Source organism: Streptomyces sp. NPDC090032, assembly GCF_044748025.1.
Classification (GTDB): domain Bacteria; phylum Actinomycetota; class Actinomycetes; order Streptomycetales; family Streptomycetaceae; genus Streptomyces.
Map to the genome: position 1 here is coordinate 1 of NZ_JBIVFF010000023.1, position 12,613 is coordinate 12,613.

A 12,613-nucleotide genomic window follows, 5' to 3' on the forward strand; every position below is an offset into this window, starting at 1 on the left:
AAGTTCGGCAGCGTCGACAGATCGTTCCCGAACGACGCCGTCTCCGAGGTGAACCGGTCACCCGTCAGCTGCATCCCGTCACCCGAGTCACCCGCAAACCGGATGACGACCCGGTCCAAGCGGAGCTTCTCCTTCACAGCTGCTCCCCGATCGGCGCCATGAGCTGCCTCTGCAGGGCGAGTTCGGTCGTGGTCAGCGCGATGTCCGGGCGGAGCCGCTCGGGGTGTCCCTGGGGCGGCTCGTCCAGGCTCGGCGCCGGCAGGGACGGCGGTGGGCCCAGCGCGGACATCCCCATCCAGATCCATCCCGCGACGGTCAGCGAGTGGTAGATCTCGCGCAGGACCTTCGTGACGATTCTCATGCGACCAGGGACTCCGCGGGTATGCGCGACACCTTGGTGTCGCTCGCCGCGGGTGCGTCCTCGTCGCTCCACGTCCACAGCCGGGCGACCGCGTTCAGGTCCAGGTCATGGCCCTCGGTCCACAGGCGGGCGGCCGCGTTGAGCACGGACTGCCGGTCGGCCTCCTGGGTGCCCGGGCGGGCCGGGAGGAGCGGGGAGACCGCGCCGGCGCCGAGGCGGACCGAGCGGTGCCTGCGGGCGAAAGCGGTGAGGGTCTGGCGGGGGCCTGCCTCGATGAGGAGGACGTCGTCGGCCGCGAGGAGCTCGTCCAGGGCGTCGCGGAAGTGGACGGTGTCGGTGATCTGGTCGGCCCAGAAGCGCGGGCTGCGCGCGGCCTCGGGGCTCATCAGGGTGCCGGTGTAACCGGAGTAGAGGGGCAGCTTCGGCTCGCGCAGCGGGACGTCGCGGTAGTCGATCTCGATCGCGTCGGAGGCGGGTGCCATCGCCGGGGAGTGGAAGGGGCTGGTGGCGGGGACCGTGACCACCGTGAGTCCGTCGGCGCGCAGGCGGTCGGCGACATCGTTCAGGGGCCCTCGCGAACCGGCCAGCATGACCTGCTGGTTGGCGTTGACGGCCGCGATGCCCACGCCGTCCGTCAGGTAGGGGCGCAGCCGCTCCTCGCTCGCGGCGACGGCGAGCATGCCGCCGGCCGGGATCTTCACGGCCTCCCTGACCCGGGCCTGGACCATGGTGACGGCGTCGCGCAGGGAGACCACGCCGGCGAAGGTGGCTGCCACGAGTTCGCCCGCGCTGTGGCCGAGGAACGCCGTGGGGCGTACACCCCAGCTGAGGATCATGCGGCCCAGCGCGTAGTCGATCGCGAACAGCAGCGGCTGGGCGCGGCGTACGTCGTCGATGCCGATGGCGGCGTTCTGCGGGTCCAGCCAGTCGTCGCGTACGCGGGAGCCCTCCTCGCCCATGTGGGACAGGGCCGCGTCGACGGCCGCGGTGAAGACGGGTTCGCGGCGGTAGAGGCCCGCCGCCATGCCGGCGTGCTGCGAGCCCTGGCCGGGGAAGAGCAGGACGACGGGACGGCTGCGGGACACGTCGACGGCGCGGGCCTGGTGGACGGCGCGGGCGGCGAGCGTGGACACGGCGACGGCCGCGCCGCGTATGGGGCCGGGCGGGGTGCCGCAGGGCACGGCGGTCGGCAGCGCGGGGTACACCTCACGGTGGACTCCGCCGAGCATCGGCAGGAGTTCGGCACGTACCCGGACCTCGTCGTCCGCGGTGCGGCCCGACCAGAGGATCAGACGGTGGCGGTCGGGGTCGGTACCGCGCGGGTTCTGCCACACGGGCCGCAGGGGCGGTGCGTCCTGCTGGCCGTGCGGGGCCGCCACATCGAGTACGCCGAGGACGGCGTCCCCTTCGGCCACCGCTTCCGCGGCGCGCTTCAGGGCGTACACGGTGATGGTGTGGGCGTCGGGTTCGCCGAAGCCCGCGACGAGGACGAGGTCGGCGGTGCCCTCGTGGAGTTCGTGGTGGGCGCGGCGCAGGGCCAGGCCGGCGGTGGCCGCGGTCCGGACGGTGAATCCCTCGTGTTCGGCCCCGAGGCCGGGGTCGACGGCGCTGGATCCGATGAGGACGACGGTGCGGGCCGGCAGGTCCTCGGGGGAACGGCCGAAGGCGCGCAGTACGGCCGAGACGGCGGCGGCCGACGCCACGAGCGGCGCCTGCTCCTGCCGGGCCGGGCCGGGGCTGACGATCAGCCGGCGGACCACCGCGCTGTGGGACGTGAGTGACATGGTTCCCTCCTCGTGGACCGTGGCTCGGCCGCATGGAAGTCAAGGGATGGGGCGCTGAGCGGCCGCCCTGCCCGCCGGGGGAACGTCGGCAGGGCGGCCGCAGCGTGTCCGGCTCAGGCGGCGGGCGTCCGGCCGGAGTTGATGAGGGCGAGGAGCGCGCCCGGGGTCTCCGCGTCGACGACGGCGTCGTCGGGGATGCTGATGCCGTACTCGCGCTGTATCTCGCCGATGACCTGGAGCAGGGCGAGGGAGTCGTAGCCGAGCTCGATGAACGGCGTGTCGATGACATCGCCGTCGAGGTCGACGCCCTCTTCCTCACCCGCGCTCTCGCGGAGCATGCGGGTCAGGTCGGCCAGGGTCACGGTGGCGGTGGAGATGGTCATGGTTGGTGCCGTCCTCTCGGTTGGGCGCACTGATGCTGCGGGGTGTGGCGACTGGGAATGCGGGCGGGTCCGTGGTGGTGCGGTGTGCCGCGGTGGTGGTGCTTTCCGCGGCACGGTTCAGGTGGTGCGGCGCACCACGAGCGCGGCGTTGAAGCCGCCGTGGCCGCGGGCGAGGACGAGCGCGGTGCGCAGATCGGCCTCGCGTGCTTCGGTGACCAGGTCGATGGTGTGCTCCGGGGCCGGAGCTGCCACATGGACGGTGGGCGGGATGACGCCGTCGCGCAGGGCGAGCAGCGCGGTCGCCGCGTCGAGGGCGGCGCCCCCGGCGAGGAGGCGGCCGGTCATGGTCTTGGGGGCGGTGACGGGAACGCCGGCCGGCCCGAACAGCTCGGTCAGGGCCTGGGCTTCGGCCCGGTCCAGGTCCGGTACACCGGCGGCGTCCGCGAAGACGACGTCGATGTCCTTGGGGGTGATCCCGGCGTCGGCGAGGGCGTTCTCGACGGCCCTGCGCAGTCCGGGCGGGCGGCCGGTGCCGGGGGCCGGGTCGAGGGTCGCCGCGTATCCGGCGATCTCGCCGTAGACGTGCCCGGCGCCGCGCGCGCCGGCCGAGCCGGCCTCTTCGACGAGCAGGATGGCGCCGCCCTCGCCCGGGACGTATCCGCCGGCCTCGGAGGCGAACGGGAGGTAGGCCCGGGTGGGGTCGTCGACGGTGCTCATCAGGCCGGAGGCGATCTGTGGCACCCAGCCCCAGGGGCAGATGGCCGCGTCGACGCCGCCCGCGATGACGGCGGGGAAGCCCTTGCGGATGTGGCGGCGGGCGTGCCCGATGGCGTCGATGCCGCCGGCCTGCTCGGTGAGCAGGACGCCGCTGGGGCCGCGCAGCTTGTGCCGGATGGAGATCTGTCCGGTGTTGACCGCGTAGAACCAGGCGAAGGACTGGTAGGCGCTGACGTACTCCTTGCCCTTGCTCCACAGGTTCTGGAGTTCGCGCTGGCCGAACTCGACGGCTCCGCCGGACGCGGCCGTGACCACGCCGATGCCGTACTCGGGGAGTTCGTCGGTGTCGATCCCCGCGTCCTTCAGTGCCCAGTCCGCCGCGGTCAGCGCGAGGCGCGTCATGTGGTCGGTCTGCGGCATCAGCCGGCTGGGGATGTGGTCCTCGGCGACGTATCCGGACACCTCGCCGGCGATACGGGACGGGTACTGGGTGGCGTCGAACCGGGTGACGGGGCCGAGGCCCGACTCGCCGGCCAGGGTGGCCTTCCAGAACTCCTCGGTGCCGAGGCCGTTGGGGGCGGTGATGCCCAGGCCGGTCACGACGGCGGTCATACGGTCCTCCTGTCCGGGCGGGCCAGCACCATGGCGCTCTGGAATCCGCCGAACCCGCTGCCCACGCTGAGCACCACGTCGGTCTGCTGCTCGCGGGCGACGAGCGGGATGTAGTCGAGGTCGAGCTCGGGGTCCGGCTCGTGGAGGTTCGCGGTGGGCGGCAGGACGCCGTGTTTCATCGCGAGGGCGCAGGCGGCGATCTCCAGGGAGCCGATGGCTCCGAGCGAGTGGCCGATCATCGATTTGATGGAGCTCACGGGGGTGCGGTAGGCGTGCTCGCCGAGGCTGCGCTTGAAGGCGCCGGTCTCGTGACGGTCGTTCATCTTGGTGCCGGAGCCGTGGGCGTTGACGTAGTCGACGGTGTCCGGGGCCAGTTGGGACTCGGCCAGGGCGGCGTCGATGGCCTCCGCCATTTCGAGGCCGTCCGGCTTGAGGCCGGTCATGTGGTACGCGTTGCAGCGGGAGGCGAACCCGGAGATCTCGGCGTAGATGTGGGCGCCGCGCCGCTTCGCGCTCTCCAGTTCCTCCAGGACCAGGATCGCGGCGCCCTCGCCGAGGACGAGGCCGCTGCGGGTCTTGTCGAAGGGCCGGCAGGCGCTCTCCGGGGTGTCGTTGCGGGGTGTGGTGGCGAGGATGGCGTCGAAGCAGGCCGAGGTGATCGGCGAGATGGGCGCCTCCGTGGCACCGGCGATCATGACGTCGGCCGTGCCCTCGCGGATGAGTTCCACGGCGTGGCCGAGCGAGTCCAGGCCGGAGGTGCATCCGGTGGACACGACCGCGGCCGGTCCCTCCGCCCCGGCTGCCCTGCCGACCTCGGCGGCGAGGGAGCTGGGCACGAAGTGCCGGTACAGCTCGGGTACGGCGTACTCGTGGTCGACGTTCCACTTGCGGCCGCCGTCGCTGACGACGGCGTACTCGCGCTCCAGGCTCGTGGTGCAGCCGACCGCGCTGCCGACCGCCGTGCCGACGCGGCCGGGGTCGAGGGCGGAGATCTCCAGGCCGCTGTCGGCGAGGGCCTCACGGGTGGAGACGACCGCGAACTGCGCGGCCCGGTCGAGCCGGCGGGTCTCCTGCTGGGAGAGCCCTGCCGCGAAGGGGTCGAAGTCGACCTCGGCGGCGACCTGCGAGCGGAACGGTGAGGGATCGTAGAAGGAGATCCGGCGGGTGGCCGTGCGGCCCGCGGTGAGCAGCTCCCAGTACTCCTTGACACCGACCCCGCCCGGGGCCACGACGCCCAGGCCGGTGATGGCGACTCGTCGCATGGTCTACCTGGCCTTCGACGGGGCCGGGTGCGTCGCTGCGCACCAGCCGGTTGGCACTCTGGGGGTCACTGTCGATCCCTTCGTCCGTGCTGATCGTGAGTCGGTTGCGGCGGCCGGAGGGGGTTCGGGGTGGGAACCCCCTCGGCCGGCCTGTCCCGGTCGGCGGCTCGCTCGTAACGTGCTGCCCTGACCGGTGAAGCTATGGAACGTCCGCGCCCTAGAACCGGACTCGTGTGCGCGTGGACCTCCCGAACCGCCCGTCTATGTCGGGACATTTCCGTGCTTACGCGCAGGCACTTCGGCGCGTTTCGCGCGCAGCATCGCGAGTGAGCGGATGAGGATGCGGCGGGTGTCGCCCGGGTCGATGACGTCGTCCACGAGGCCGCGTTCGGCCGCGTAGTACGGGTGCATCAGCTCGGCCTTGTACTCCTTGACCATCTGCTCGCGCATCGCGGCGGGGTCGTCGGCGGCGGCGATCTGCCGCCGGAAGATGACGTTGGCTGCGCCCTCGGCGCCCATCACGGCGATCTCGTTGGTGGGCCAGGCGAAGGCGAGGTCGGCACCGATGGAGCGGGAGTCCATGACGATGTACGCGCCGCCGTACGCCTTGCGCAGGACGAGGGAGATCCGGGGCACGGTCGCGTTGCAGTACGCGTGCAGCAGCTTGGCGCCGTGCCGGATGATGCCGTTGTGCTCCTGGTCGACGCCGGGCAGGAAGCCGGGCACGTCGACCAGGGTGACGAGCGGGATGTTGAAGGAGTCGCACGTGGAGACGAACCGCGCGGCCTTCTCGCTGGCGTGGATGTCCAGCACGCCGGCGAGGGCCGCGGGCTGGTTGGCGACGATGCCGACCGTACGGCCGTCGAGGCGGGCCAGTGTGCACACGACATTGGGCGCCCACGCCTCGTGGACCTCGAAGGTCTCGCCGTCGTCGACGATCTCCTCGATCACCGCGCGGATGTCGTAGCTGCGGCCCGGATCGGCCGGCACGAGGTCGACGAGGCGGTCGGTGCGCCGGTCGGCGGGGTCGTCGCAGGGCACCGCGGGTGGCATCTCACGGTTGTGGGACGGCAGGAGCGCGATGAGGAAGCGCACGTCCTCCAGGCAGTCGGCCTCGTCGTCGTAGGCGAAGTGGCAGACGCCCGAGGTCGTGGCGTGCACGTCGGCCCCGCCGAGACCGTTGTGGGTGATCTTCTCGCCGGTCACCGCCTGCACCACGTCGGGTCCGGTGATGAACATCTGCGCCGATTCGCGGACCATGAAGACGTAGTCGGTCAGGGCCGGCGAGTAGGCCGCTCCGCCGGCGCAGGGGCCCAGCATCACGCTGATCTGCGGGATGACGCCCGAGGACGCGACGTTGCGGCGGAAGATGCCGCCGTAGCCCGCGAGCGCGGTCACGCCCTCCTGGATACGGGCTCCCGCCCCGTCGTTGAGGCTGACGAGCGGTGCGCCCGCGTCCGCCGCGAGGTCCATCACCTTGTGGACCTTCTCGGCATGCGCCTCGCCGAGCGCTCCGGCGAAGACGCGGAAGTCGTGGGCGTAGGCGAAGACCGTCCGGCCGTGGACCAGGCCCCAGCCGATCACGACACCGTCGCCGTGCGGCTTGCGGTCCTCCAGGCCGAACCCGGAGGCGCGGTGCCTGCGCAGCGGCTCTATCTCGGTGAACGTGCCCTCGTCGAAGAGGAGTTCAAGGCGCTCGTGCGCGGTGAGTTTGTTCTTCTCGTACTGGCGCCGGGTGGCCGCCGGGTCGGGCCCGCGGCTCACCTCCTCCTTGAGCCGCCGCAGTTCTGCGGTGGCGCGGCGCAGGTCGGGGGCTGCCTGAGTGACGGTGAGGTCGTCGAGGATCGTCATCGGCCGAACGTAGGAACGCCGGCTAGAGACGTACTGGAGAGGACCGCCAGGACCGCCAGCCGGTCAGCCGGACGCGGGTACCTGGACGTCCAGGGCCGGGTCGGCGGACAGCACCGCGTGATGCAGCTGCTGCAGGCGGGCCGAGGGCTCGAGTCCCAGCTCGTCGACGAGGGTCACACGCAGCCGCTGGTACGCCTCGAGTGCCCGCCAGGCGCTGCCCGCCCGGTGCAGGGCGGTCATCAGCTGGGCGCAGAAGTTCTCGTGCATCGGGTGCCGGGCGACCAGGACCCGCAGTTCCGGCACGATCTCGGTGTGCCGGCCGAGCAGCAGATCGGCGTCGATCCGCCTCTCCAGAGCGGCCATCCGGTCCTCCTCCACGCGGAGCACCTCGAGCTCCAGCACGGTGCCGACGCGTACGTCGACGAGGGCGGAACCCCGCCACATCTTCAGTGCCTGGCCGAGGAGTCGCGAGGCCGCGAGGTAGTCCCCCGCCTCGTGCGCGGCCCGGCCCGACGCGGTGATGCGGGTGAACTCGTGCGCGTCGACCTGGCCCGGCTGCACCTGGAGAAGGTAGCCGCCGTGCTGCGTGACCAGGACGTCCTTGGCGTGGCGGGACGGGTCGCCGTCGAGTGCCGCGGCGATCTTGCGGCGCAGCTGGAGGATGTACGTCTGCAAGGTGGTGGCCGCGCTGCGCGGGATGTCCTCGCCCCAGATCTCCTCCATGAGCGTCGCCACGGTCACGACGCGGTCGGACTGGAGGGCGAGCAGGGAAAGGATCTGGCGCGGTTTGGCGGCGGTCGGTACGACGGACACTCCGTTCTCACGGGCCGTCAATGGTCCCAGGACATTGATCTCCATGTTGGCGCCCTCCCCTTCGTGCGCTGGTTCGGCAGGTCCGTAGGCGGCCCTGCACGGGTTGCGGAGTCTGCGTCGAGCCTCGCACCCGTGGCGTTCGAGTCCCAGTGAGGTGGTCACGCGGCCGGGCATGAAAATGTCATGCCTCCTTGGTGACAGCGGCACTGTGCCGTGTGACGCGGCGGGCCGCAGAATCCTGGCATTCGGCAAGCGAACAACGTCTCGCAGGATCGACTCAGCAGGGGGATCACCATGAACACCGCCACGCACGCTCAGCTGACCTCGGATCACCAGTTCGCACTCCTGACCGCCCGGGCCGGCCTCGAGCCCGACCTGGCCCAGCGCTACACGAGCGACCCCGTCTCCGTGCTCATCGAGTTCGGTCTCCCCGCGGTCGAGCCGGTGTACGGCGACACCTTCGCGGACCTCTTCGGGGAGGTGTACAAGAACGGGGGCGCGGACCGCGGCCTGGTCATCGACCATCTGGACCGGCCGGGCACCGTCATGCTCTACGGCTGCGCCACCGGTATGGCGCCCCTGCCCGGCGAAGAGGCCGGGACGGCGCGTGCATGAACATATCCGGGGGGAGAACCACCGAACTGCCGGTGGGGTTCAAGAGACACCTGCGGGTGGAGGCGATCGAAGGGGACGCCGTCTACCTGCTGTCGGAGCGGGGCACAACGGCCTTGCAGGGCCGTGAGGTTCAGCAGCTCGCGGCCCTGCTGGACGGGACCCGCACCCTGGCGGCCGTCCTGCGTGACGCGGCGGCGACCGTGGCCCCGGAAACCGCGGCCCGCATGATCGCCGAACTCGCCCGCGCCGACCTGGTCGGCTATCACGACCCGGCCACCGACGCCTCGACCGAGGCGTACTGGGAGACCGCAGGACTGCACGGGCCCCGTGCCGCCGCCTCGTTCCGGCAGACGCGGGTGGCGCTCGTGCACCTGGGCAGGGGGGATCCCGCGGCGGCGCGGGCCGAGTGTCTGGTCGCGGGCCTGCGGATGGCCGGCCCCGACGAGGCGGACTCGGCCGAACTGTCGCTCGTCCTGTGCGACGACTACCTGGACCCCCGCCTCGCCGAGATCGATGCCCGGCACCGGACCTCGGGCCGCGCGTGGCTGCTGGCCAAGCCCAGCGGCGCGGAGACCTGGGTGGGGCCGGTGTTCGCGGGCGGGCAGGACGCGTGCTGGGAGTGTCTGGCGCACCGCCTGCGCGGCCACCGGTCGTCGACAGCCCCGGTCCGCCAGGCCCTGGGCCTCCTGGGAATGGTGCCCGTCCCCGAGGCCTCGTTCGCGACCGTGCGCGCCCTGGGCCTGCACACCGCGGTGCTGGAGGCGACCAAGTGGGTGGCCGGCATGCGGTACGAGGGCCAGCGCTCCGTCTGCGCACTGGACACCCGCACCCTCGCGACCAGCCGGCATCCGGTGACCCGCCGCCCGCAGTGCCCCGCGTGCGGGGATCCGGAGCTCGTCGCACAGCAGGTGAACAGGCCCTTCACACCGCGCTCCAGCCCCAAGTGCCGCACGGTGGGCGGCAATCACCGGTCGCAGAGCGCGGAGACGGTGCTGTCCCGCTACCGCCATCTGGCCGACCGGGTCACCGGCGTCGTGTCCGAACTCCGGCCGGCCCCCGGCTCGCCGGACGGACTCAACCGGTACGTCGCCGGGCGCAACCTGGCACTCGGCGACAGCCGTTCCCTGGCCGGGCTGCGCGGCGGGCTGCGCGGCCAGAGCGGCGGCAAGGGAACCACGCCGCAGGAGGCCGAGGTCGGCGCGCTGTGCGAGGCGCTGGAACGCTACTGCGGCACGCGGCAGGGCGACGAGCCCACGGTGCGCGACACCCTGGCCGGTCTGGGTGAGGCCGCCCTGCACCCGAACCTCTGCCAGCTGTTCGCGGACCGGCAGTTCGAGGAGCGGCACCGGTGGAACGCGCGGCACGCGCGCTTCCAGCAGATCCCACCGCCGTTCGACCCGCAGGCTCCGGCCGAGTGGACGCCGGTGTGGTCGCTCACCTCGGGCACGCAGCGGCTGCTGCCGACGTCGATGCTGTACTTCGGGCCGGGTCCGGAGGGGGTGACGGCCACGCCGTGGGCCGACTCCAACGGCAACGCGGCGGGCAGCAGCCCGGAGGACGCCGTCGTCCAGGGCTTCCTGGAACTGGTGGAGCGGGACGCGGTGGCCCTGTGGTGGTACAACCGCACCCGCCGGCCCGCGGTGGACCTCGACGCGTTCGACGAGCCGTGGCTGGCGCGCACCCGGCAGACGTACGAACGGCTCCACCGGGACGTCTGGGTCCTTGACCTCACCGCGGATTTCGATATTCCGGTCATGGTGGCCATCTCCCGGCGCACCGACGGGCCGTTCCAGGGAATCTCGTTCGGTTTCGGGGCTCATTTCGATCCCCGCCTGGCCCTGCGGCGGGCGGTCACGGAAATGGCCCAACTACTGCCCCCGGAGGGGGACTCGGCTGAATTCCTGTCAGCAGACCCTGATCTATCTGCCTGGTGGCAGGGGGCGACGGTGGAAAATCAGCCATACGTTCGCGCGGATCCAGCCGAAGCTCCGCGGACCCCGGAGTCCTATTCCTTTTCGGTCCACAACGACCTGCTGGACGACATCGCGTTGGCCGAAACCCTCGTACGTGGCCGTGGCATGGATTTGTTGATCCTTGACCAAACACGCCCCGACGTGGGACTTCCCGTTGTGAAGGTGATCATTCCGGGAATGCGGCACTTCTGGGCACGCTTCGCCCCGGGCCGCCTCTTCGACACACCGGTGGAGCTCGGACTCCGCTCGCGCCCTCTTCCGTACGGCGAACTGAACCCAATTCCCCTCTTCGTCTGACTTTGACCGTCGGTTCGTTTCGCTGGCTCAGAGCCAGCGAAACGACATAGCATGCGGCCACTACCGATCCCTTCGCGAGGAGGCGGCAATGCCGACGACGGACGTCGTACCGTATTCACCACGGTCCCAGGCGCCCGCCCCGCGGCTGGCTCACGCGATCATCGTCGTGGCCCTGGTCTGTTACGCCACCATGACTGTACTGAACGTGGTGCGGACGCGGCCCACGACGGGTGAACTGGTCCTGTGCATCGCGCTCGTACTGGCGCTGTTCGGCACGCAGTTGGCGGTCTCCTCGACGCAGGCCCGCCGGTGGCCCACCCGGCGCAAGGCGCTCGTCCTGATCCTCCAGGCGGTGCTCACGTTCGCACCGCTCGCCTGGTTCAGCATCAACTGGGGCAGCATGGAAGGGCCGTTGGCCGCCTCGCTGCTGCTGACCCTGCCGGCCCGGTTCGCCTGGCCGAGCTACGGACTGCTGATCGCGTTCATCCCGGTGTACAACGTGCTGGCCGGGGCCCCGGTCGACCTGGTGCTCTACTTCACCATCGCCAGCACCCTCACCGGCCTCGTCATCTACGGCCTGACCCGGCTCACCGACCTGATCAGCGAGGTGCACGAGAAGCGCGAGGAACTGGCCCGGATGGCCGTCGCGCAAGAACGCCTGCGGTTCGCCCGGGACCTGCACGACCTGCTCGGGTACAGCCTCTCCGCGATCACGCTGAAGGGGGAGCTGATCCAGCGGCTGATCACCACCCGCCCGGACAAGGCCCGCCAGGAGACCCTCTCGGTGCTCCAGGTGGCGCGGCAGGCCCTGGCCGACGTACGGCTGGTGTCCAGCGGTTACCGCAACATGTCTCTCATCGAGGAGGCGGAGTCGACGGGAACGGTGCTCTCCGCCGCCGACATCCGCGCGGAGGTCGAGGTGGAGTGCGGGCGGCTGCATCCGGTGGTCGACACCGTGCTCGCCACGGCACTGCGGGAAGGGGTCACCAACATCCTCCGGCACAGTCAGGTGCGTGTGTGCACCATCAAGGCGGAGGTTGAAGAAGAAACGGTCCGTCTCGGCCTGACCAACGACAATCCGCACGAACAGAGCGACCTCGGCGGCGCCCGCTCGGGCGGATCGGGTCTGGACAACCTGCGCTGCCGGTTCGCCGCCATCGGCGGCGGGCTCTCCGCGGGCCTGCGGGAGGACGGCCGATTCCACCTGGAGGTCTGGGCACCGCTCAGGCCCACCGGCCACGACGAGAACGAACTGCTGGTGTTCGAGCCGACGCGGCCGGAGAGAACCGCCGTAGCCTGACACATCTCATCGGGGGTAAAGATGTTGTCCGTCAGGATCCTCCTCGCCGAGGACGTCCACATGATCCAGGGCGCGCTCGTCGCGCTGCTCCAGCTGGAGCCGGATCTGCACGTCGTATCCACCGTCGACCGTGGCGACACGATCGTCGCGGCCGCACTCGAGTCCAAGCCCGACGTCGCCGTGATCGACATCGATCTGCCCGGCATCGACGGGCTCACGGCGGCGGCCGAGCTCCATGAACGGCTGCCCAGCTGCCGCACATTGATCCTCACCTCGCTCGGGCGCCCCGGCACGCTGCGCCGCGCCCTGTCGGCGCAGGTGTCCGGCTTCCTCCTCAAGGACTCGCCGCCGAGCCAACTCGCCCTGGCCGTACGGTCGGTGGCGACGGGGCGCCGGGTAGTGGACCCGCAGCTCGCGCTGTCCGCCTGGGACTCGCCGGAGAACCCGCTGTCCCCGCGCGAGCTGGAGGTCCTACGCCTCGCCGCCCGGGGCGCCGACGCCGCCGAGATCGCCGGCTGCCTCTATCTGTCCAAGGGCACGGTCCGCAACTACCTCACGGCCATCGTCGGCAAACTGGGCGCGCGCAACCGCATCGACGCCATCCGGATCGCCGAGGAGGCCGGCTGGCTGCCGTGACGGACACGC

Annotated in this window: 11 protein-coding genes; 4 read left to right on the top strand and 7 right to left on the bottom strand. The window is 71.4% G+C overall.

Annotation, left to right across the window (positions count from 1 at the left end):
• Window positions 1–133 precede the first annotated feature (133 nt).
• The 7 genes from ACIPWY_RS37905 to ACIPWY_RS37935 form a co-directional block, all read right to left on the bottom strand.
• Window positions 134–361: a DUF6059 family protein gene (locus ACIPWY_RS37905; RefSeq protein ID WP_362909332.1), complete on the bottom strand. Its 228-nt coding sequence runs from the start codon at window positions 359–361 to the stop codon at window positions 134–136.
• Complete coding sequence (locus tag ACIPWY_RS37910) at window positions 358–2,145, bottom strand: acyltransferase domain-containing protein (RefSeq protein WP_393703593.1); 1,788 nt, start codon at window positions 2,143–2,145, stop codon at window positions 358–360. The genes ACIPWY_RS37905 and ACIPWY_RS37910 overlap by 4 nt, the downstream gene beginning before the upstream one ends.
• Before the next feature lie 113 nt (window positions 2,146–2,258).
• Complete coding sequence (locus tag ACIPWY_RS37915) at window positions 2,259–2,528, bottom strand: acyl carrier protein (protein WP_362909328.1); 270 nt, start codon at window positions 2,526–2,528, stop codon at window positions 2,259–2,261.
• 117 nt (window positions 2,529–2,645) lie between these two features.
• Window positions 2,646–3,857: a ketosynthase chain-length factor gene (locus ACIPWY_RS37920; protein WP_362909326.1), complete on the bottom strand. Its 1,212-nt coding sequence runs from the start codon at window positions 3,855–3,857 to the stop codon at window positions 2,646–2,648.
• Window positions 3,854–5,119, bottom strand: a complete 1,266-nt coding sequence (locus tag ACIPWY_RS37925; protein WP_362909324.1) for a beta-ketoacyl-[acyl-carrier-protein] synthase family protein — start codon at window positions 5,117–5,119, stop codon at window positions 3,854–3,856. Before ACIPWY_RS37925 ends, ACIPWY_RS37920 begins: the two co-directional genes overlap by 4 nt.
• 261 nt (window positions 5,120–5,380) lie before the next feature.
• The gene (locus ACIPWY_RS37930) at window positions 5,381–6,970 is read right to left on the bottom strand and encodes an acyl-CoA carboxylase subunit beta (protein WP_393703596.1); all 1,590 of its coding nucleotides are present in this window, start codon (window positions 6,968–6,970) and stop codon (window positions 5,381–5,383) included.
• Between the two features lie 63 nt (window positions 6,971–7,033).
• Window positions 7,034–7,828, bottom strand: coding sequence for an AfsR/SARP family transcriptional regulator (locus tag ACIPWY_RS37935; RefSeq protein ID WP_362909320.1), 795 nt, complete (start codon window positions 7,826–7,828; stop codon window positions 7,034–7,036).
• Between the two features lie 249 nt (window positions 7,829–8,077).
• On the opposite strand from ACIPWY_RS37935, the gene ACIPWY_RS37940 reads away from it, so the two are divergent.
• The 4 genes from ACIPWY_RS37940 to ACIPWY_RS37955 all read left to right on the top strand — a co-directional run bounded on the left by ACIPWY_RS37940 (window position 8,078) and on the right by ACIPWY_RS37955 (window position 12,604).
• Window positions 8,078–8,398: a hypothetical protein gene (locus ACIPWY_RS37940; RefSeq protein WP_393703598.1), complete on the top strand. Its 321-nt coding sequence runs from the start codon at window positions 8,078–8,080 to the stop codon at window positions 8,396–8,398.
• Window positions 8,395–10,668: a TOMM precursor leader peptide-binding protein gene (locus ACIPWY_RS37945; protein ID WP_393703600.1), complete on the top strand. Its 2,274-nt coding sequence runs from the start codon at window positions 8,395–8,397 to the stop codon at window positions 10,666–10,668. Before ACIPWY_RS37940 ends, ACIPWY_RS37945 begins: the two co-directional genes overlap by 4 nt.
• Window positions 10,669–10,756: 88 nt before the next feature.
• Complete coding sequence (locus tag ACIPWY_RS37950) at window positions 10,757–11,968, top strand: sensor histidine kinase (RefSeq protein WP_393703602.1); 1,212 nt, start codon at window positions 10,757–10,759, stop codon at window positions 11,966–11,968.
• Between the two features lie 21 nt (window positions 11,969–11,989).
• Entirely contained in the window at window positions 11,990–12,604 is a 615-nt protein-coding gene (locus tag ACIPWY_RS37955; protein ID WP_116509063.1) for a DNA-binding response regulator, read from the top strand.
• Window positions 12,605–12,613: the final 9 nt, after the last annotated feature.

Excerpts from the sequence above, each read along its gene's own strand:
- ACIPWY_RS37905 (WP_362909332.1), bottom strand. The coding sequence starts at position 361 with ATGAGAATCGTCACGAAGGTCCTGCGCGAGATCTACCACTCGCTGACC.
- ACIPWY_RS37910 (WP_393703593.1), bottom strand. The coding sequence starts at position 2,145 with ATGTCACTCACGTCCCACAGCGCGGTGGTCCGCCGGCTGATCGTCAGC.
- ACIPWY_RS37915 (WP_362909328.1), bottom strand. The coding sequence starts at position 2,528 with ATGACCATCTCCACCGCCACCGTGACCCTGGCCGACCTGACCCGCATG.
- ACIPWY_RS37920 (WP_362909326.1), bottom strand. The coding sequence starts at position 3,857 with ATGACCGCCGTCGTGACCGGCCTGGGCATCACCGCCCCCAACGGCCTC.
- ACIPWY_RS37925 (WP_362909324.1), bottom strand. The coding sequence starts at position 5,119 with ATGCGACGAGTCGCCATCACCGGCCTGGGCGTCGTGGCCCCGGGCGGG.
- ACIPWY_RS37930 (WP_393703596.1), bottom strand. The coding sequence starts at position 6,970 with ATGACGATCCTCGACGACCTCACCGTCACTCAGGCAGCCCCCGACCTG.
- ACIPWY_RS37935 (WP_362909320.1), bottom strand. The coding sequence starts at position 7,828 with ATGGAGATCAATGTCCTGGGACCATTGACGGCCCGTGAGAACGGAGTG.
- ACIPWY_RS37940 (WP_393703598.1), top strand. The coding sequence starts at position 8,078 with ATGAACACCGCCACGCACGCTCAGCTGACCTCGGATCACCAGTTCGCA.
- ACIPWY_RS37945 (WP_393703600.1), top strand. The coding sequence starts at position 8,395 with ATGAACATATCCGGGGGGAGAACCACCGAACTGCCGGTGGGGTTCAAG.
- ACIPWY_RS37950 (WP_393703602.1), top strand. The coding sequence starts at position 10,757 with ATGCCGACGACGGACGTCGTACCGTATTCACCACGGTCCCAGGCGCCC.
- ACIPWY_RS37955 (WP_116509063.1), top strand. The coding sequence starts at position 11,990 with ATGTTGTCCGTCAGGATCCTCCTCGCCGAGGACGTCCACATGATCCAG.